The sequence below is a fragment of the Williamsia sp. D3 genome, from assembly GCF_000506245.1.
GTDB classification, from domain to species: Bacteria; Actinomycetota; Actinomycetes; order Mycobacteriales; family Mycobacteriaceae; genus Williamsia; species Williamsia muralis.
Genome location: NZ_AYTE01000012.1, coordinates 1 through 17767 on the forward strand (window position 1 = coordinate 1; position 17767 = coordinate 17767).

Here is a 17767-nt window from a genome sequence, read left to right on the forward strand (position 1 = left end):
AGACGTCCGGACCGGGCACCGAGGGCGGCGACCGTCCGCGGCGTCGTCGACGTCGCCGTGGCGGGCAGACCTCGGGCGGCGCCGAAGGTAACGGCGAGACCGTGAGCAGCACCTCGGAGTAACTGACGGTGCCAAAGCCTGAGCGGCGAACACGGGTCGATCTCGCGGTGGCCGCGGTCATCGTTGTGGTGATCGTCGTTGCAGGCGTTGCCATCTGGTCCACCAGCGCCGTGCGCGGGACCAGCTCGGACCCCGCCCAGAACTCCGCACCTCTTCCGACCTCGGCATCGTCGGTGCCGTCGGGTCTCACCGAGGCCTGGCGCGCTGCCAGCAACGCGACCACAGTGCCCGTTGTGATCGGCCCGGTGGTGGTCACCGGCGACGGTGGGACCGTCATCGGACACGACCCGTCGACGGGACGTGAACTCTGGTCCTACCGCCGTGACCTGCCGCTGTGCGGGGTTGCCGGCTGGCCCGGCTCGGGACGCGACTACGTCATCGCGGTCTATCGCAATGCCCGCGGCTGCAGCGAGGTGACAGCTCTCTACTCCGCCACCGGACAGCGCGCGGCGTCCCGTAGTAGCGACGCCGACAGCACTCTCGACTTCAGCGTCGAGAAGGACTATTTCCTGGCACAGGGCGACACCCGGTTGGAGACGTGGCGCAGCGATCTGGTGCGCACCATCGAATACGGTCGCGTGGACGCACCCGTGAACCCAGGCGCACAACCGCGGTCCGGCTGCGAGTTGCTGTCCAGCGCAATCGGTTCCGGCCGGGTGGCAGTCGTCGAGCGGTGCGGGATCGAACCCGGGTACCGATTGACGGTTCTCGGTGCGACGCTGGACAAAGACGAGAAGCTGGACGAGCAGGGGTCGACGTTGATCACCGCTGATCTCGGTTCACCACCCCGCGTGGTGGCGGTCGGTGCGAACGGCGTGGCCGTGTACGTCTCGTCGCCGAGCCCCATGCTCGAGACCTACGCACTCGACGGCACCCTGCGGGGCCGCACCACCCTGCTGGGGCGTGCGGTGGGTGTCGAGAGCAAGCCGGTCAGTAGCGGCGGGCTCATCACCTTCTGGACCGGCGAGGCCACGCTGGTCCTGGACGCGAGCACGTTGCAAGCCCGGTTCCAGGTACCGGCGACACTGGGGCCCGGCGTGGTGATGGCAGGTTCTCTGCTGCTGCCCAGTGCGTCGGGCATCAGCGAACACAACATCGTCGACGGCCGGCCGATACGGTCGATCCCGGTGCCGCGCAGCGGCTACGGCGGTGGCATCATCACACTCGGCCTGATCGGCGACAACGTCGTCCAGCAATGGGGACCGACGATCTCGGTACTGAAACCCTCCGCGGCCTAGGCCGAGTGGAGATCACTCCGCGTCGATCGTCACCAGGTCGGCTCCCACCTGCCAGTGCTTCCACAGGTTCTCCGCGAGTTCCCGGTAGGCCTCCGACCCCTTGTTCTTGCGACCCCCGAGCACACTGACCCCGGTCGCCGACGCCTCGGCAAAGCGCACCGTGCGCGGGATCGCGGGAGCCAGCACGGGGAGGTCGTACCGATCGGAGACGTCAGCGAGCACATCGCGACTGTGGGTGGTGCGGGCGTCGTACAGGGTCGGCAACGCGCCGAGCAGCGCAAGATCAGGGTTCGTGATCTGCTGGATCTCGGTGACCGTGCGCAGCAGCTGACCGACACCTCGATGCGCAAGCGTCTCGCACTGTAGGGGCACGATCACCTCGTCCGCCGCGGTGAGTCCGTTCAAGGTGAGCACGCCGAGGGACGGCGGGCAGTCGATGATGATCACGTCATAGTCGTCGGCCACCTTTGCCAGCACCCGTTTGAGCGCGTACTCGCGCCCCGGCCGCATCAGCAACAGGGCCTCGGCGCCGGCGAGGTCGATGGTCGCCGGCAGCAACGTCATCTTGTCTTCGGTGTCGAGCAGTACGTCGGCGATCTCCGCTTCGCCGAGCAGCACGTCGTGCACCGAAACGGGCAACTTGTCAGGGTCGTGACCCAACGAAAACGTAAGGCTGCCTTGAGGATCGAGGTCCACGACCAAGACCGACACATCCATCCCCGCCAGCGCCGCCCCCAGCGAGATCACGGTTGTCGTCTTGGCGACGCCACCCTTTTGATTCGCCACGGCAAGTACCTTGCTCATTGCTTGACTCCCTCCGGCCACGCATTTGGAAGAGCTGATCGAGCTTCGCCCTGCTCTGTCTCCGACAGCGCCCACAATTACATGTTCTGTCCGCCGGCCAGGAACAGAAGATGGCTTGCGGTGCCGTCGCAGCCTGTGTTCCCTTGACCCTATGCGCCCACCGAGCAATTTGTCCGCAGAGAACGCTGCGGTTTCGGCAATCCATCGCCTCATCCTCATCCGCCACGGTGAGACGGAGTGGTCGAAGGTGGGAAAGCACACCGGGTCGAGCGATATCGCTCTGACAGAGCTCGGTGAACAGCAGGCCCAGAGCCTGCGGGCGCCACTCGATGAGCTGCTCTTGACCGATCCGCTGGTGCTGTCGTCGCCGAGGCTGCGCGCCCGCCACACCGCCGAATTGGCCGGATTGACCATCACCCGTACGGGCGAGGAGTTCGCCGAGTGGGACTACGGCCGATACGAAGGACTCACCACACCGGAGATCCGCGAGACCGACCCGGGTTGGACGGTATGGAATCGCGGCGGACCCGATGGTGAGTCACCGCAGCAGATGAGTGACCGGATGGACGGTGTGATCGCCGACCTCGTGCAGTACCTGCGCGATCGATCGGTGGTGGTCATCGGCCACGGACACTTCTCGCGGTCGTTGCTCGCACGGTGGATCGGCGCACCGGTCCGATTCGGCGCTCATTTTGCGATGCTGCCCGCATCGCTGGCGGTTCTCGGCTTCGACGGCGAGACCCATCAGATCCAGTCGCTCGGGATCACCGGCTATCGCAGCGCCGATTACGTGGATGCCGGCCGCCCGGCCCATGTGCGAACCGTCACGTGACCGGCCCGGGCGTGTCCTGACCAACCGCCACCCCGATATCGATCTCGGGGAGACACCGAGCGCGGCGCCGCTACCGGCGACGCTTCTTCTTGCGTGACTGCGCGCGCTTTGGCGCCGACTTTTTGTCTGCCACAGCATCTTCCGCGTCGTCGTCTGGACCGTCGATCGCGTATGCGGCAGCGAACCACGTCATCGAGGACGGGCTGAAGAGGAACACCAGTGCCGCCACCAGAGCGATCAGGATCGGCGTACCGAGAACCGGCAGGTCGCTGTCGGTGATCAGCGCAAAGGCGAACGGCAGCAGCAGGACCTGAGCGATGACCGCGATCGCCCTCCCCCATCGCCGGCCCATCAGCAGCGCGAGCCCACCTGCGAAGATGCCGCCGCCGAGGATTGCGAACCACGCTGCGGTGCCGTACCCACTGATCGCCTCCTCTTCGTGGCCCATCAGGCCGCGGACAACGGCGACAATCGCATAGACGATGAAGGCGGCGCCCTCGAGCGCCACGATGGCGCCTGCCCGGCGAACGTTGATCGGAGGAGTTGATTCCGGCACCGGACCAGCCTAGTGGTCCGCGATCGGCCGGACGGTGGAGGATCGCGTCGGCGGTGGATCCCCACATCCCGCTAGGCTCACTTCTCGTGCGCGCGATGCTGATTGTCAATCCCTTCGCCACCTCGACCACCGAGGCGGGGCGGGATGCGCTGGTGGGCACCCTGACTGCGTCACTGCGCCGGCCCGGAGACCACCGGACCCCATTTGTCGAGATCACCGTCGAACACACCACCCACCGAGGACATGCCGGGGAACTGGCGGCGAAGGCTCGGCTCGAGGGTTACGACGTCGTTGTGGTCCACGGCGGCGACGGCAGCGTGAACGAGGTGGTCAACGGCGTCATCGACCCGCCCGGATCGGCTCAGTCGAGCGGCCTGCCCTCACCTGCCGTGGCGGTTGTGCCGGGAGGCAGCGCAAACGTGTTCGCCAGGGCGCTGGGTATCGATCCCGATCCGCTCAAGGCCACCGGCCAGCTCGTGCATCTGCTCGCCGGCGGGGCACGGCGCCGAGTCAGTCTCGGCCACACCGATGACCGCTGGTTTCTGTTCAACGCGGGCCTGGGTCTCGACGCCCAGGTGGTGAAGTCGATCGACGAACAGCGCGTGGCAGGTCACCGGGCCTCCGCCACGAGATATCTGTGGACCGCGGTACGTACTTTCATCGGGGCCGCGGGCGGGCAGCCGACGCTGACCGTCACCCTTCCCGACGCCGAACCTGTAGACGGCGTCCACTATCTGTTCGTCTCCAACTCCCGCCCCTGGACCTATCTGGGCGCGCGGCCCATCGAGACCAATCCGGACACCAGCTTCGATGGACAACTGGGCGTGTTCGCGTCGAGATCGATGAGTCCGCTGCGTAACCTTCCGCTCGCCCGCCAGCTGCTCTCGCGCACGGCACAGCCGAGCGCACGCCACCTGCTCAGGGCCGACGACGTCCCGTCCGTGGTGGTCAGCAGCACGGCACCGATAGACATGCAGATGGACGGCGAATACCTCGGGACGCGTACCGCCCTGACGTTCGGCTGCAGGTCCGGTGCGTTGGAAGTGGTCGCTCCGCCCGAGTGATGTGCCTCTCGTCCGCGTGTTAGCTGATCGTTGGACATCTGTAAAGAGTCCGAGGTCACACCATGTTTGCCTGATAAATCACAGGCAGAACCGTCCGCACAGTAGTACAACGGGAGGTGGACCAATGAAGGCACCCCCTACACAGTGATATTGCACACGTGTTAACGCAACACCATTGACTTCATCTGGATTCGTGAAAGTATTCACAAGCAACAGTGCGGAAACAATAACTACGCACGCATGAACTGACGGTTACGAGCGGCGCGAAGAAGCGCCTGAAGGAGCAGAGGGATGGACTGGCGTCACAACGCAATTTGTCGCGACGAGGACCCGGAGCTGTTCTTCCCGGTGGGAAACAGTGGCCCGGCCATCGCGCAGATTGCTGATGCGAAGCTCGTCTGCAACCGCTGCCCGGTTACAGCTGATTGCCTCACTTGGGCATTGGAGTCCGGACAGGACGCAGGCGTTTGGGGCGGAATGAGCGAAGACGAGCGGCGTGCGCTCAAGCGGCGCAATGCACGCAGTCGCACACGCAGTTCCGTATAGCCCGACCCGGGTGATCACAGCCCACTGATCACCCGACAACAGACAACCCAACCCGGTGGCACCAGCCACCGGGTTTGTGTTGTTTCAGGCTCAAAGGCAAAGAGCGTCAGCGCTTTTCAGCGCAACGGAACGGTGAGCACGGCATCGGTACCACCATCGGTTCCGCTGCGCAGCTCCAACGTGCCGGACAGCTCGATCTGCACCAGCGTGTGCACGATCTGCAGCCCCAGCCGGTCGGACTTCTGCGGATCGAAGTCCGGCGGCAACCCGATCCCGTTGTCGTGCACCGTGATCACGAGTTCGCGGGTGGTGCGGGAGGTCTCGATCAAGACCAGGCCCGATTGTTCGGGCGCGAATCCGTGCTCGACCGCATTCTGGATGAGCTCGGTGAGCACCATCACCATCGGCATCGCGAGGTCACTCTTCACCACACCGATCTTTCCGACCCGGCGCACGACAACGTCACTGCCACCGGACGCCACATCCGCCATCACCGGGACGAGCTGGTCGATGGCGACGTCGAGATCAACCTCCTCATCCACGCTGCCCGAGAGCAATTCGTGAACCAGCGCGATCGAGGCGACCCGGCGCACGGCCTCGCCGAGCGCTTGCCGGGCCTCTTCGTTGGGGGTACGGCGGGCCTGCAGACGCAGCAGCGCCGACACACTTTGGAGGTTGTTCTTCACCCGGTGGTGGATCTCGCGGATGGTTGCGTCTTTACTGATCAAGGCCAGGTCCCGGCGTTTGACCTCGGTGACGTCGCGCACGAGGATCACGGCGCCGACCAGTTCGCCGCGGGGCCGGAGTGGGACAGCGCGGATCAGCACCGTCGCACGGTGCGCGTCCGCCTCGATCCGCATGCCGGCGTGCCCTTCGGCGGCGGCACGCAACATCGCGGCGGCTTCTTCGGATTCGAACGGATCGGTCAGCAGTGACACGGTCACATCGGCGAGGTTGTTGCCGCCGAGCTCGGACGTCCACCCCATCCGGTGATACGCGGACAGTGCGTTGGGACTGGCGTACTGCACGGCGCAGTGTTCGTCGACGCGAATGAAACCGTCGCCGGCACGAGGGGTGGACAGCCCCCGCGGGTTGCCTTCATTTTGCGGGAACGTGCCCTCAGACACCATCTGGCACAAGTCATTTGCGCAGTCCTGGTAGGAGAGCTCCAGCGGTGACGGCAGCCTCGGCTGCGTCAGATTGATGGCCCGGGCGAGCACTCCGACAACTGCTCCCTCGAACCTGACGGGCACCGCTTCACGCCGGATCGCCACCGATCCCACCCACGTCGGATCTTCTTCACGCAAGATACGGCCACTGACCAGTGCACCGAACACCTGAGGATTCTCGTCGACAGTGATCGATGTACCGACCACGTCGGACGGAAAGACGGTGGGCGCCGTGTTGGGACGACACTGGGCGACACAGACCATATGGGTGGTGTCGCCGGACGTACCGTCGTCTGAGGTGTCGTGAGTCCGCTGCGAATGAACCCACATCTGAAGGTCGGCGAACGACAGGTCCGCCAGCAACTGCCACTCGGCGACCACGCGCTGAAGATGGCCACCTGCGGCGCCGGAGAGCTCGGTGTGTTCGGCGAGCAGCTCGGACAGCGTCGACATCAGGACGGACCCCGCTTGTTCGGAGTGTGAGCGGCGCGCGCGTCAGCGTTTGTCGACATCACGACCGCGAGCTCGGCGGTCAGTTGTCGATGACCGCGATGAGGTGTCCGGCCTGGATCACGTCGCCGACATTGACCTTGACCTCGGTCACCGTGCCCGCCTCTTCGGCGAGTACCGGGATCTCCATCTTCATCGACTCCAAGAGGACGATGGTGTCACCGGCTTCCACCACCTGACCAGGGGTGACGACCACTTCGAGAACGCTCGCCACAATCTCTGCCACGACCTCTTCTGCCATGCCGTCCTCCCAAGTTGATGTTCTGCGGTATCAACCTATCGCACGAAGACCGTCCGCGATTCTCGGCGGCGACCCCCTTCGTGTCACAATGGAGCGCTGTCGAAAGGAGACTGTCATGGGAAAAACGTGGACGTAAGAAGCGGGCCCGCAAGAAGAACGCGGCCAACCACGGTAAGCGCCCCAACGCCTGAGCGTTGGGCGCTTCATCGAAGAGTGCCCGAAACAACAATCGATCCACTTATCCGAGGACGATCCGCTTGCACGGCGGACTGTCTTCAGATAAGTGGATCGTTTGCTTGGGGGCTCGTGTGTGGCGGAACTACCCGCGGGTCTCGCGGACGATGACCGTCTTGCGGATCTCCAGGGTCAGGCGTTCGCGCAGGCCTTCTGGCGCCTGATCCCCACCGCATTTGCGGCTCACCAGACTCTTGAGCTGCTTCTCGATCCCGTAGTGCTCGAGGCATGGCGCGCACGAATCGATGTGCGTCTGCAGCCGCGCCCGCGCGTTCTGGTCGCACTCGTTGTCGAGCAGCAGCCAGACATCGGCGATCACCGCCGAACAGTCGAGCCGGTCGTTTTCGTCGATGGCCTCGTCGGCACGCGCGTCGTGTCCCACTCCATCGCCTGCATTCCCGGTACTCATCCGGCAACCTCCTGTTCGTGACCCTTGCGGCCACCGGCCGATCGGCCGCCAGTTCCTCTGTTGAATCCGCGCTCGCGAGCGACGTCGCCGAGCAGGTCGCGCAATTGCTTACGGCCCCGGTGCAATCGCGACATCACGGTCCCGATCGGGGTGTCCATGATCTCGGCGATCTCCTTGTAGGGCAGGCCTTCGACGTCCGCGTAGTACACGGCCATCCGGAAGTCCTCGGGCAGCTCCTGCAGAGCTGCCTTGATGTCGTCGTCCGGGAGGGCGTCGAGCGCCTCGATCTCGGCCGACCGCAGACCGGCCGACGTGTGCTCGGCGGTGGCCGCCAGCTGCCAGTCGGTGATCTCGTCGGTCGGATACTGCGCGGGCTGTCGCTGCTTCTTGCGATAGCCGTTGATGTACGTGTTGGTGAGAATCCGGTACAGCCAGGCCTTCAGGTTGGTCCCGGCACGGAACGACTTGAACGCGGTGAACGCCTTCACATACGTCTCCTGCACCAGATCTTCGGCATCGGCCGGATTACGGGTCATCCGCAGCGCGGCCCCGTACATCTGATCGAGCAACGGCAGAGCGTCGCGCTCGAATCGCGCGTACTGCTCTTCCGGGGTCTCTGGGTGCTCTTCCGGTGTTTCGGCTTCGGTCACGACAATCCCTTCGAGACCTGCGGGAAAATCAGGTCTGTCGAGCAAGCCTACCGACCCGGTATCTGCTGAGTTGCTGTGCACACCACACCTCCTTCGCAGTAAAGAACACCATCACCGCGCACCTTGTTCCGGAAGACGTCAGGTTTCGCCCAGCCTGGGCTTTATCAGTGACTGTCAGGGCACTCTCGTCACGGCAACGGGGTGGCCGGACCGAACACCCATCTCGGGCAGGACAATGGATCCCCATGGCAGCGACTTCGGCATTGCTGGCCCTGCAGACCGCAGGCATCGACCACCGCGTTCACAAATATTCGGCGAGTTCGGACGGGGCCTGGGGTCCTGAGGCCGTCTCGTTCATGACCGACGCGGTGGGCGCCGAACCCGACCAGATATTCAAGACGCTGGTGTTCGATGTGGCCGGCACGCTGGCCGTGGCGGTCATCCCCGTTCCCATGCGGCTCTCGCTCAAGGCCGCCGCTGCCGCCTTGGGGCTGGGCGGCAAAGCATCGATGGCCGAGCCGAAGGACGTCATGCGGGTCACCGGCTACGTCCTGGGCGGGGTGTCACCGATCGGTCAGCGCAGGCCGCTGCCCACCGTCGTCGACGAGACGGCCGAGCTGTGGCCCGTGGTGTTCTGCAGTGGGGGCAAACGCGGCCTCGAGATCGAGCTGTCCCCCGCCGACCTGATCGCCGTCACCGACGCCGTCGTCGCAGACATCACTTCCTGAAGGCGCCGGGACTGCTGAAGCGCCGAGGAACCGTGCTGCGCGGACCCTCAGAGCGGCTGGATCAGATCCGCGCGATTGTTGCGGACGTTGTTCACGTCGGTGGACACCCGGTACGGCACCAGATGCGGCTCGGGCAGGGCTGCCAGCAGGTCTCGGGCCACATCGACCTTGCCGCTCGAGCAATCCAGCCAGTCGTCGCGCATGTCCGGGGTCACGATGACCGGCGTGCGGTCGTGGATGTGGCCCAGCGCATCCGCCGCGGGACGGGTGATCACCGTGGTGGTCCACAACCAGCGGTCCGGATCATCCTTGGCCTTGCCCGGGTCGGGCCACAGTTCGTAGAGGCCCGCGAAACCGAGGATGGGGGTGTCGGGGTCGTGCATGAAGAACGGCAGCTTCTTGCCGTCCTCCCCCTTGGTCCACTCGAAGAAGCCGGCCGCCGGCAAGATGCAGCGGCGTTTCGCGGCGGCCCGTTTGAACGAGGGCTTCTCGGTCAGCGTCTCCGATCGCGCGTTGATCATCCGACTGCCGATGGACGGGTCCTTGGCCCAACTGGGCACCAGTCCCCAGCGCAGTGCCCGCAACTGCCTTTGTACGGCCGGGTCGCCATCGGTGGCATGGACCGACTCCGATCGTCGGAGGGACTGATCGGACTCGGACCGTTCGGCCCGTTCGAGAACGGTCGGGACCGTCGTCGTCGGAGCCACGTTGTAGGACGGAGTGTCGAGTTTGGCCGCGTCCTCGGCGGCCAGAGCAGCGTCGAATGCGGCAACCAGATCTGATGTACTCGCCGTCGTGGCGTATCGCCCACACATGCGGCCCATTATCCCCCCGCGCGAGCGCCGACCGCGGCACTGACGCATGTTCCGGCACACAAGAACACCAGCGCCCCCTCGACAGGTCGAGAGGGCGCCGGTTCGGTCGGTATCAGGCGTTGGCTGCGTCCTGGACGATGGCGATCTGCTTGTTGAGGAGGTCCACCACTGCCGCCTCGTCGGCGCTGCCCCAACTGCCGGCGTCCTCTCCGATGAGCGTCACGTCGACGCTCACGGTGACGCCGTCGACGTAGGCCCCGGTTGACCGAATGGTCAGCGGCAAGGTGTCAGCACCCACGGTTGCGGTGCCGGTGCTCACGACGGTCTTCGCCGGGACGGTGGTGCCCTGGGGGTCTTCGAGCGAGTTCTCCATCTCGGCGACCAACTGCGAACCATCCGGGAGGTCGTCGCGCATGGTCATCGCAGGACAGGACGCGATGTCGTTCTCCAGCTCCTCGAAGGAACCGTCCTGCCCGAGGATGACCTGGGTTTCGATGGTGCTTCCGTCCTCGAGGTCGTACTTGACCTTCGCCCGGTCGAATTGCTTGCTGGCGTCGGTCTCATCGGCGATGTTCGCGCAGCCCGTCGGCGTGACCTCGGGATCGGACTCGTTGTCGGCTTCGATCGCGGCTTTGTCCATGACCACATACGTGCCGCCGCCAGGGAACTCCGACTCGGGGAGCATCAGGTCTTCGGCACGGGCGTCGAGTTCGGCGGCCGTGGGCTCCGAACTCGAGGACGTTTTGCGCGCTCGCGGACGGATCCGCACTGTCCGACGAGTCGTCGGAGCACGCCGAGAGGGTCAAAACGGCTGCGGCACATAGTGCGACGAGCGCGGCGGGGCGAGTTGGGCGAAGGTTCATGGAAAGAACATAGCGGGCAAACGGCCACAAATTCCCGTCTTGTCAGCTATTCGGCAGACCACAATCGCCCGACGGCGCCCCGAGGCCGCCTCAGACCATCGGACCTGCTGCGAAGGCATGAAAGACTGTCTGGGTGAATGCATGGAACGCCCCTCACGCTCCCGCGCCCGTCGACGCCGTTGTCAGCCTCCCCGGCAGCAAGTCGATCACCAACCGGGCGCTGGTGCTGGCGGCACAGGCCGACGGTCCGTCGACACTGACCGGCACACTCCGCAGCCGTGACAGCGACCTGATGCTCGATGCGCTGGCCGAGCTCGGTGTCGGGGTCGACATCGATCCCGACGATCCCGTCACCGTCACCATCACGCCCGCGCCCATGCACAGCGGAAAGATCGATTGTGGGCTGGCCGGCACGGTCATGCGGTTTGTTCCTCCGCTGGCTGCTCAGGCGGACGGCGTCGTGGAGTTCGACGGTGACGAACAGGCCCGCAGCCGGCCGCTGCACACCATCCTCGGGGCACTGCGCGACATCGGTGTCCAGGTCGCGGGCGACTCCCTCCCGTTCACCATCACCGGGACCGGTTCGGTCCGCGGGGGCGAGGTGACCATCGACGCGTCGGCCTCATCGCAGTTCGTCTCGGGCCTGCTGCTCAGTGCGGCCCGCTTCGACAACGGACTCACGATCCTCCACGTCGGTGACCCCGTCCCGTCGACCCCCCACATCACGATGACGATCGACATGCTGACCACAGCCGGTGTCGCTGTGGACGTCTCGACCGCGAACCGTTGGCAGGTGGCGCCAGGCGTGGTCCGCGCCGTCGATTGGCAGATCGAGCCCGACCTGTCGAACGCCGCGGCCTTCCTTGCCGCCGCTGCAGCCACCGGCGGCACGATCTCGGTTCCCCGGTGGCCGGTGACGACCACCCAGCCAGGGGCGGTGATCGTCCAGATCCTCGAGGCGATGGGGTGCCGCAGCCAGAACGAGGAGGGCGTTCTCTCGATCACCGGACCCACTGCGCTGCAAGGAATCTCGTGGGACATGAGCGCCGTCGGCGAACTGACCCCGACCGTCGCCGCACTGTGCGCACTCGCGGAAGGACCCTCGACACTCTCCGGAATCGCCCATCTGAGGGGCCACGAGACCGACCGCCTCGCGGCGTTGACCGCCGAGATCAACCGGCTGGGTGGGCGGTGCAGCGAAACCCCGGACGGTCTTGTCATCGAGCCCAGAACCCTGCACGGCGGGACCTGGCGTGCGTACGCCGATCACCGGATGGCCACTGCAGGCGCTCTTGTCGGTCTGGTCACCGAGGGCGTCTCGGTCGACGACATCGGCACCACCGCCAAGACACTCCCCGACTTCCCGGCGATGTGGGCGAGGATGATCAACGCTTGAGCAAGCGGCAGTACGACGAGACCGATGTCCGGGTACGCCCGGGCCGGGGCACTCGGCCACGCACCAAAACCCGTCCGACACATGAGGATGCCGAGACCGCCATGGTGGTCTCCGTCGATCGCGGACGGTGGGGATGCGTACTCGCCGACGACCCCGACACCAGAGTTGTCTGCATGCGCGCCCGCGAACTCGGCCGTACCCCCATCGTGGTCGGTGACGACGTCTCGGTGGTGGGCGACCTCTCCGGCAAAGCGGACACCCTGGCGCGCATCGTCCGGGTGGCGCCGCGACGAACTGTGTTGCGGCGCACGGCTGATGACACAGACCCGTACGAGCGCATCGTGGTGGCCAACGCCGAGCAACTGCTAATCGTCACCGCCCTCGCCGACCCACCGCCACGCACCGGATTCGTCGAACGAGCCTTGGCCGCAGCCTATGTCGGCGGCCTCACTCCGATACTGTGCCTGACCAAAGGGGACCTGGCCGACCCCGAATCCTTCCGGGCGGCGTTCGCCGACCTCGACTTGCCGGTTCTGATCGCCGGGCGGGACGATCCCATCGAACCCGCGCAGGAACTGTTGCAGGGCAAGCTGACCGCCTTGATCGGGCACAGCGGCGTCGGCAAATCCACGCTTGTGAACAGACTCGTTCCCGACGCCTACCGCGCAACCGCGGTGGTGTCAGGTGTGGGCAAGGGCCGGCACACCTCGACACAGTCGGTGGTGCTGCCGTTACCCGGCGGCGGATGGGTGGTCGACACACCCGGCATCCGCTCGTTCGGGCTCGCCCACATCGGCCCGGAGGACGTCATCAAGGCTTTCGACGACCTGGCCGTCGCCATCGAGGCCTGCCCCCGTGGTTGCACCCACCTCGGTCCGCCCGCGGACCCCGAATGCGCTCTGGACGCGCTCGAGGGCCAGCACCATCGTCGCGCCATGGCTGTGCGCGAACTACTGGCCGCGCTGAGCGTGGCCAACCACTGGGACTAGGCGCGCAACTGCTGTGTGCGGGCCTTGCGCCGTGAACGCGCCTCGGCAAGAGCGGTTTTGAGGCCCTCCCGCTTGTCGGCGGCGAGCCGTCGGCCACTCACCGCAGCGGCGCCACGCAGACCCGCGAACTTCTTCTCCGAGGCGGTTTCCGGCGCATCGTCGGCGGTGTCGACGAGCAGACCGTCGGGCAGCGCGAGCTTGCAGATGGTCCGGAACGTCAACCAGTACTGGTTCGGCAACGATCCCGTGGTGTACGGCAGGTCGTACTTCTCGCACAGCTCGCGGATCCGGACACCGATCTCGGCGTAGCGATTCGACGGCAGATCAGGAAAGAGGTGGTGTTCGATCTGGTAGCAGAGGTTGCCGCTCATGAACGCCATCGCCGGGCCGGCATTGAAGTTGGCGGTGCCGAGCATCTGCCGCAGGTACCACTGGCCGTGCGTCTCGTCGATCAGCGTTTCCTCGTTGAACTTCTCGGCGCCATCAGGGAAGTGACCACAGAAGATGACGAGGTACGCCCAGAAGTTACGAACCAGGTTGGCCGTCAGATTGGCGGAGAGGGTACGACGAGCAGCCTTGCCCGAGAGCAGCGGGAAGATCACATAGTCCTTGGCCAGCTGCTTGGCGACCTTCTTCGAGAAGTCCTTGATCTGCGGGACCGCAATCTCTTTCGGCTTGTTTCCCGCCAGGTACTCCCGGATCTCCAAGTCGTGCAGACCGATTCCCCACTCGAAGGTGGCAGCGAGGAACAAGTTGATGAACGGTTGGGGCAGGTGCTTCCACTGCCACGGTTCGTCGCGCGTCACCCGCAGCACCCGGTAGCCCACGTCGTGATCCATGCCGACCACATTCGTGTACTTGTGATGGATGTAGTTGTGCGAGTGCTTCCAGTGGGTCGAGGCGCACACCATGTCCCACTCCCACGACGTGGAGTGCACCTCCGGGTCGTTCATCCAATCCCATTGGCCGTGCATGACATTGTGGCCGAGTTCCATGTTCTCGATGATCTTGGCGACCGAGAGCATGGCCGTTCCGCCGAGCCACAGCAGCCGGTTGCGGCTTCCCAGCAGTGTCAGCCGACCGCCGACCTCCAGGAATCGCTGTGCGGCGATGGTGCGCCGCAGATACTTGGCATCGCGCTCGCCGCGGTCGGATTCGATCTCGCGTCGCAGTGCATCGAGCTCGTTGCCGAGGGCCTCGACGTCGGCTTCGGTCAGATGCGCATACGCGTTGATGTCAGTGATTGCCATCGCGCCTTGTAACTCCTTGTCGGCGTTGTCCACCGGATGAAGCCGCGTGGACTGGTGGTGTTCCACCATTGTCCACGCCGGGGTTGTCGGGGGCGACCCGGTACGTTCAGGCAGCCCTGACGCCGTCGGTCTGAGTGCGTTTACGGATGGAGATCACCGGTGAACGGCGACCGCGAAGACTGTTGATCGCACTGCGCAATCCACGGCGGCGGCCTGTGGCCGGGTCGATCTCGGCGACGAGTCGCTGCTCGGGATGCGACTTGAAGCGTCGTTCGGACGCCGTTTCAGGTGCGTCGTCGGTGGTCGCCTTGAGGTACTTGTTCGGTAGCGACAGTTTGGCGATGGTGCGCCAGGATTTCGCGTACTGCACCAGGAACGGGCCAGTGGTGTACGGCAGGTCGTACTTCTCGCACAGTTCGCGAACCCGCACGGAGATCTCCGCGAGCCGGTTGCTCGGCAGATCCGGGAACAGGTGGTGCTCGATCTGGTAGCAGAGATTGCCGCTCATGAAGGCGAGGGGCTTGCCCGCATGGAAGTTGGCGCTGCCCAGCATCTGCCGCAAGTACCACTGCGCCTGGGTCTCGTTCTCCATGTCCTGCTTGGTGAACTTCTCGGCTCCATCAGGGAAATGACCGCAGAAGATCACTGCATTGGTCCAGATGTTGCGGATGGTGTTGCCGGCGAGCGTGGCGGTCATCGCCCGTCCCCAGCTCGTCCACGAGCGGTTGGTCGCGCCGGCCAGCGCCGGGTACACGACGTAGTCCTTGCCGATCTGCCGGCCCACCTTGATGCCGACGTCCTTGAGGTCCTTCTTGAACTCGTCGGGGTTGGGGTGTTTGCCCGCGGCGACCCGGCCGAGTTCGAGGTGCTGGACGGCGACGCCGTACTGGAAGAACAGCATGAGGAGCGTGTTGTAGGCCAGGTTGCCCAGGTTGAACGGCTTCCACCGCTGATCCCGGGTCACACGGATCAATCCGTAGCCCACGTCGTCGTCCATCCCCAGCACGTTTGTGTACTTGTGGTGGATGAAGTTGTGCGTGTGCTTCCAGTGGGCGGATGGACCGGTGTTGTCCCATTCCCAGCTGGTCGAATGCACTTCCGGGTCGTTCATCCAGTCCCATTGACCGTGCATCACGTTGTGGCCGAGTTCCATGTTCTCGACGATCTTGGAGACGCCCAGGGCGCCGGCACCGAGTGCCCACAGCTTGCGGTCGCGGGCACCGAACAGCAGCGCGCGGCCCGTCAGCTCCATGCCGCGCTGGAAACGAATCGTGTTGCGGAGGTACTTGGCATCCTTCTCGCCGCGGACGGATTCGATGTCGCGGCGGATCGCGTCGAGTTCCGCGCCGAGCGCTTCGACATCGGCGTCGGTCAGGTGGGCGTACTCGGGGATGTCAGCTATTGCCATCTGAATCAAACCTCTCTTCTCGAGGATTGGGGGGGAGGCCGAACCGGATCGAGAGAGCAACCTACGGGAACGTAACTTACGCAATCGTAGGTTCCGATCCGGAGGCTGTCCAGTGCGGTGAGACTCAGGTCACGCAGGCGCAAATACCCAGAACGCGGCGATCGCGGGCTATAGTTGACGGGTACTCCGCGCCATATGCGCGGAACCGTCGTGGAACTGCTTCCTCGCACCGTCGCACCCGAAGAGATTCGATGCGCATCATGTGCGAGTTGATCAACCCCACCGAGCTTTCACACGGCGATCGTTACTGCCCACCGAATGGTGGCCGAGGTATTCGGCCCTGATCAGCGGCAGTCGCGCCAACCAGCGGTGAATCGAGCTCGGAGCACCGCGTAACACGGAAAACGTGATTTTTTGATGACTTCTGTATCCAGTCCTGCCTCAACCACTTTCGCCGACCTCGGCGTTCCCCCGCGCCTGGTCAAGGTGCTCACCGCCGGCGGCATCACCGCCCCGTTCCCCATCCAGGCCGACACGCTGCCCGACAGTCTCGCCGGTCGCGATGTACTCGGTCGCGGAAAGACCGGTAGTGGCAAGACCCTCGCTTTCGCCATTCCGCTGGTGGCCCGGCTCGCCGAGGGCACCTCGGCCGGTGCCGGCCGACCGCGTGGTCTGATCCTCGCCCCCACCCGTGAGCTCGCCACGCAGATCACCGCAGTGGTGCAGCCCATGGCCGCAGCTCTCGGACTGACCGTGACCACCATTTTCGGTGGCGTGCCCCAGGGCCGTCAGGCCTCCGCTCTGCGCGCCGGTGTCGACATCGTCGTGGCCTGCCCGGGCCGCCTCGAAGACCTCATGCGCCAGCGTCTGGTGCGTCTGGACCGCGTCGAGATCTCCATCCTCGACGAGGCCGATCACATGGCCGACCTGGGCTTCCTCCCCGGCGTCACCCGCATCTTGACCGCGACGCCCGAAGGCGGACAGCGTCTGCTGTTCTCGGCCACGCTCGACAACGGTGTCGACAAACTGGTCAAGCGTTTCCTGAACCAGCCGGTCATGCACTCGGTCGACGAGGCCACCTCGCACGTCTCCGCGATGACCCACCACATCTTCGAGGTCTCCGGACAGGACTCCAAGAAGGGCGTCGTCTTCGCACTCGCCTCAGGACGTGGTCGCCGGATCCTGTTCATGCGCACCAAGCATCAGGCCCGCAAGCTCGCCAAGCAGCTGACCGACGCCGGCATCCCCAGCGTCGACCTTCACGGCAACCTGTCGCAGGGCGCCCGCGATCGCAACCTGCTCGCCTTCTCCAGCGGAAAGGCCCGTGTGCTCGTCGCCACCGACGTCGCGGCACGTGGCGTGCACGTGGACGACGTCGAATTGGTTGTGCACGTGGATCCGCCCACCGAGCACAAGGCATACCTCCACCGTTCGGGCCGCACCGCCCGCGCCGGCAGTGCCGGCGACGTGGTGACCCTGACCCTTCCCGAACAGCGTCGCGACATGTCGCAACTGCTGCGCAAGGCCGCGATCAAGGCCACCCCGATCCGGGTGACCGCCGACTCCGAGCAGCTCAAGACACTGGTCGGCGAACCAGCCGACCTGGTTGCGCCGCCTGCCGTGAGCAACGTCCCGAACCGGACCGCCAAGGCGCCGGGCAGCCGCTCGGCCGGCTCGCGTCGTCCACGCCCCACCGCCAACGGCTCCGCGCCGTATGAGGGTCGTGGCCGTGGACAAAGCGCACGATCCGAAGGTGGCCGCGCCGAGAACGGCCGTACCCGCGGCCACACCGGCCAGGGTGGCAGCCGCCGAAGCAGCACCTCCAGCCGGACCGGCTCCGCACGCTAGAGCCTCTACACGTCCCGACCCCCGATGATGTGCCCTTCTGGCGAACAAACCTCCAGGTGAGTTCCGCCAGAACAGCACATCATCGGGGGTCGGTGCG

The 17767-nt window shown here is 65.4% G+C and carries 19 protein-coding genes; 9 read left to right on the forward strand and 10 right to left on the reverse strand.

The window, feature by feature from the left end:
- Window positions 1-128 precede the first annotated feature (128 nt).
- The gene (locus W823_RS37005; RefSeq protein WP_369792584.1) at window positions 129-1358 is read left to right on the forward strand and encodes a hypothetical protein; all 1230 of its coding nucleotides are present in this window, start codon (window positions 129-131) and stop codon (window positions 1356-1358) included.
- Window positions 1359-1370: 12 nt separating this feature from the next.
- Here the strand turns inward: W823_RS37005 and W823_RS37010 are convergent, their stop codons facing one another.
- Window positions 1371-2162: a ParA family protein gene (locus tag W823_RS37010; RefSeq protein WP_023955871.1), complete on the reverse strand. Its 792-nt coding sequence runs from the start codon at window positions 2160-2162 to the stop codon at window positions 1371-1373.
- 151 nt (window positions 2163-2313) lie between these two features.
- Between W823_RS37010 and W823_RS37015 the strand changes: the two genes are divergently transcribed.
- Window positions 2314-2994, forward strand: coding sequence for an acid phosphatase (locus W823_RS37015; protein ID WP_023955872.1), 681 nt, complete (start codon window positions 2314-2316; stop codon window positions 2992-2994).
- Window positions 2995-3064: 70 nt separating this feature from the next.
- Here W823_RS37015 and W823_RS37020 read toward each other — a convergent pair whose 3' ends face one another.
- Complete coding sequence (locus W823_RS37020) at window positions 3065-3550, reverse strand: hypothetical protein (RefSeq protein ID WP_023955873.1); 486 nt, start codon at window positions 3548-3550, stop codon at window positions 3065-3067.
- 95 nt (window positions 3551-3645) lie between these two features.
- Between W823_RS37020 and W823_RS37025 the strand changes: the two genes are divergently transcribed.
- Together W823_RS37025 and W823_RS57115 are read left to right on the forward strand one after the other, a co-directional pair.
- The gene (locus W823_RS37025) at window positions 3646-4614 is read left to right on the forward strand and encodes a diacylglycerol kinase family protein (protein ID WP_369792585.1); all 969 of its coding nucleotides are present in this window, start codon (window positions 3646-3648) and stop codon (window positions 4612-4614) included.
- Window positions 4615-4905: 291 nt separating this feature from the next.
- Window positions 4906-5160: a WhiB family transcriptional regulator gene (locus W823_RS57115; protein ID WP_023955875.1), complete on the forward strand. Its 255-nt coding sequence runs from the start codon at window positions 4906-4908 to the stop codon at window positions 5158-5160.
- Between the two features lie 116 nt (window positions 5161-5276).
- Here the strand turns inward: W823_RS57115 and W823_RS37035 are convergent, their stop codons facing one another.
- Window positions 5277-6782: a sensor histidine kinase gene (locus tag W823_RS37035; RefSeq protein WP_023955876.1), complete on the reverse strand. Its 1506-nt coding sequence runs from the start codon at window positions 6780-6782 to the stop codon at window positions 5277-5279.
- A gap of 79 nt (window positions 6783-6861) precedes the next feature.
- Window positions 6862-7080 (reverse strand): biotin/lipoyl-binding carrier protein, encoded by a 219-nt coding sequence (locus tag W823_RS37040; protein WP_023955877.1) that lies wholly within the window; start codon window positions 7078-7080, stop codon window positions 6862-6864.
- A 110-nt stretch (window positions 7081-7190) separates the two neighbouring features.
- Between W823_RS37040 and W823_RS59520 the strand changes: the two genes are divergently transcribed.
- A complete protein-coding gene (locus W823_RS59520) occupies window positions 7191-7271 on the forward strand; it encodes a 50S ribosomal protein bL37 (protein ID WP_369792591.1) in 81 nt (26 codons plus the stop codon).
- Between the two features lie 128 nt (window positions 7272-7399).
- Here W823_RS59520 and rsrA read toward each other — a convergent pair whose 3' ends face one another.
- A complete protein-coding gene (gene rsrA, locus W823_RS37045) occupies window positions 7400-7723 on the reverse strand; it encodes a mycothiol system anti-sigma-R factor (RefSeq protein ID WP_023955878.1) in 324 nt (107 codons plus the stop codon).
- Window positions 7720-8379 carry a sigma-70 family RNA polymerase sigma factor gene (locus W823_RS37050; protein WP_165842425.1) on the reverse strand — a complete coding sequence of 220 codons (660 nt, stop codon included), beginning with the start codon at window positions 8377-8379 and terminating at the stop codon, window positions 7720-7722. The genes rsrA and W823_RS37050 overlap by 4 nt, the downstream gene beginning before the upstream one ends.
- Window positions 8380-8618: 239 nt before the next feature.
- Between W823_RS37050 and W823_RS37055 the strand changes: the two genes are divergently transcribed.
- Window positions 8619-9101 carry a YbaK/EbsC family protein gene (locus W823_RS37055; protein ID WP_023955880.1) on the forward strand — a complete coding sequence of 161 codons (483 nt, stop codon included), beginning with the start codon at window positions 8619-8621 and terminating at the stop codon, window positions 9099-9101.
- 47 nt (window positions 9102-9148) lie between these two features.
- On the opposite strand, the gene W823_RS37060 is transcribed toward W823_RS37055, so the two are convergent.
- Both W823_RS37060 and W823_RS37065 read right to left on the reverse strand, forming a co-directional pair.
- Complete coding sequence (locus W823_RS37060) at window positions 9149-9916, reverse strand: SOS response-associated peptidase (RefSeq protein WP_031331657.1); 768 nt, start codon at window positions 9914-9916, stop codon at window positions 9149-9151.
- 112 nt (window positions 9917-10028) lie between these two features.
- The gene (locus W823_RS37065; protein ID WP_023955882.1) at window positions 10029-10685 is read right to left on the reverse strand and encodes a hypothetical protein; all 657 of its coding nucleotides are present in this window, start codon (window positions 10683-10685) and stop codon (window positions 10029-10031) included.
- 227 nt (window positions 10686-10912) lie between these two features.
- Here W823_RS37065 and aroA point away from each other — a divergent pair, with 227 nt between their 5' ends.
- The gene (aroA, locus tag W823_RS37070) at window positions 10913-12175 is read left to right on the forward strand and encodes a 3-phosphoshikimate 1-carboxyvinyltransferase (protein ID WP_023955883.1); all 1263 of its coding nucleotides are present in this window, start codon (window positions 10913-10915) and stop codon (window positions 12173-12175) included.
- Entirely contained in the window at window positions 12172-13164 is a 993-nt protein-coding gene (rsgA, locus tag W823_RS37075; protein WP_023955884.1) for a ribosome small subunit-dependent GTPase A, read from the forward strand. The genes aroA and rsgA overlap by 4 nt, the downstream gene beginning before the upstream one ends.
- Here rsgA and W823_RS37080 read toward each other — a convergent pair.
- The gene (locus W823_RS37080; RefSeq protein ID WP_031331658.1) at window positions 13161-14414 is read right to left on the reverse strand and encodes an acyl-CoA desaturase; all 1254 of its coding nucleotides are present in this window, start codon (window positions 14412-14414) and stop codon (window positions 13161-13163) included. The two genes, rsgA and W823_RS37080, sit on opposite strands and share 4 nt — an antisense overlap.
- Before the next feature lie 106 nt (window positions 14415-14520).
- Window positions 14521-15822 (reverse strand): fatty acid desaturase, encoded by a 1302-nt coding sequence (locus tag W823_RS37085; protein WP_023955886.1) that lies wholly within the window; start codon window positions 15820-15822, stop codon window positions 14521-14523.
- A gap of 417 nt (window positions 15823-16239) precedes the next feature.
- On the opposite strand from W823_RS37085, the gene W823_RS37090 reads away from it, so the two are divergent.
- Window positions 16240-17670: a DEAD/DEAH box helicase gene (locus W823_RS37090; protein WP_023955887.1), complete on the forward strand. Its 1431-nt coding sequence runs from the start codon at window positions 16240-16242 to the stop codon at window positions 17668-17670.
- The last annotated feature ends 97 nt before the right edge of the window (window positions 17671-17767 follow it).

Coding starts and splice junctions, on each gene's coding strand:
- W823_RS37010 (WP_023955871.1), bottom strand. CDS start 2,162: ATGAGCAAGGTACTTGCCGTGGCGAATCAAAAGGGTGGCGTCGCCAAG.
- W823_RS37015 (WP_023955872.1), top strand. CDS start 2,314: ATGCGCCCACCGAGCAATTTGTCCGCAGAGAACGCTGCGGTTTCGGCA.
- W823_RS37025 (WP_369792585.1), top strand. CDS start 3,646: ATGCTGATTGTCAATCCCTTCGCCACCTCGACCACCGAGGCGGGGCGG.
- W823_RS57115 (WP_023955875.1), top strand. CDS start 4,906: ATGGACTGGCGTCACAACGCAATTTGTCGCGACGAGGACCCGGAGCTG.
- W823_RS37035 (WP_023955876.1), bottom strand. CDS start 6,782: ATGTCGACGCTGTCCGAGCTGCTCGCCGAACACACCGAGCTCTCCGGC.
- W823_RS37040 (WP_023955877.1), bottom strand. CDS start 7,080: ATGGCAGAAGAGGTCGTGGCAGAGATTGTGGCGAGCGTTCTCGAAGTG.
- rsrA (WP_023955878.1), bottom strand. CDS start 7,723: ATGAGTACCGGGAATGCAGGCGATGGAGTGGGACACGACGCGCGTGCC.
- W823_RS37055 (WP_023955880.1), top strand. CDS start 8,619: ATGGCAGCGACTTCGGCATTGCTGGCCCTGCAGACCGCAGGCATCGAC.
- W823_RS37060 (WP_031331657.1), bottom strand. CDS start 9,916: ATGTGTGGGCGATACGCCACGACGGCGAGTACATCAGATCTGGTTGCC.
- W823_RS37080 (WP_031331658.1), bottom strand. CDS start 14,414: ATGGCAATCACTGACATCAACGCGTATGCGCATCTGACCGAAGCCGAC.
- W823_RS37085 (WP_023955886.1), bottom strand. CDS start 15,822: ATGGCAATAGCTGACATCCCCGAGTACGCCCACCTGACCGACGCCGAT.
- W823_RS37090 (WP_023955887.1), top strand. CDS start 16,240: ATGACTTCTGTATCCAGTCCTGCCTCAACCACTTTCGCCGACCTCGGC.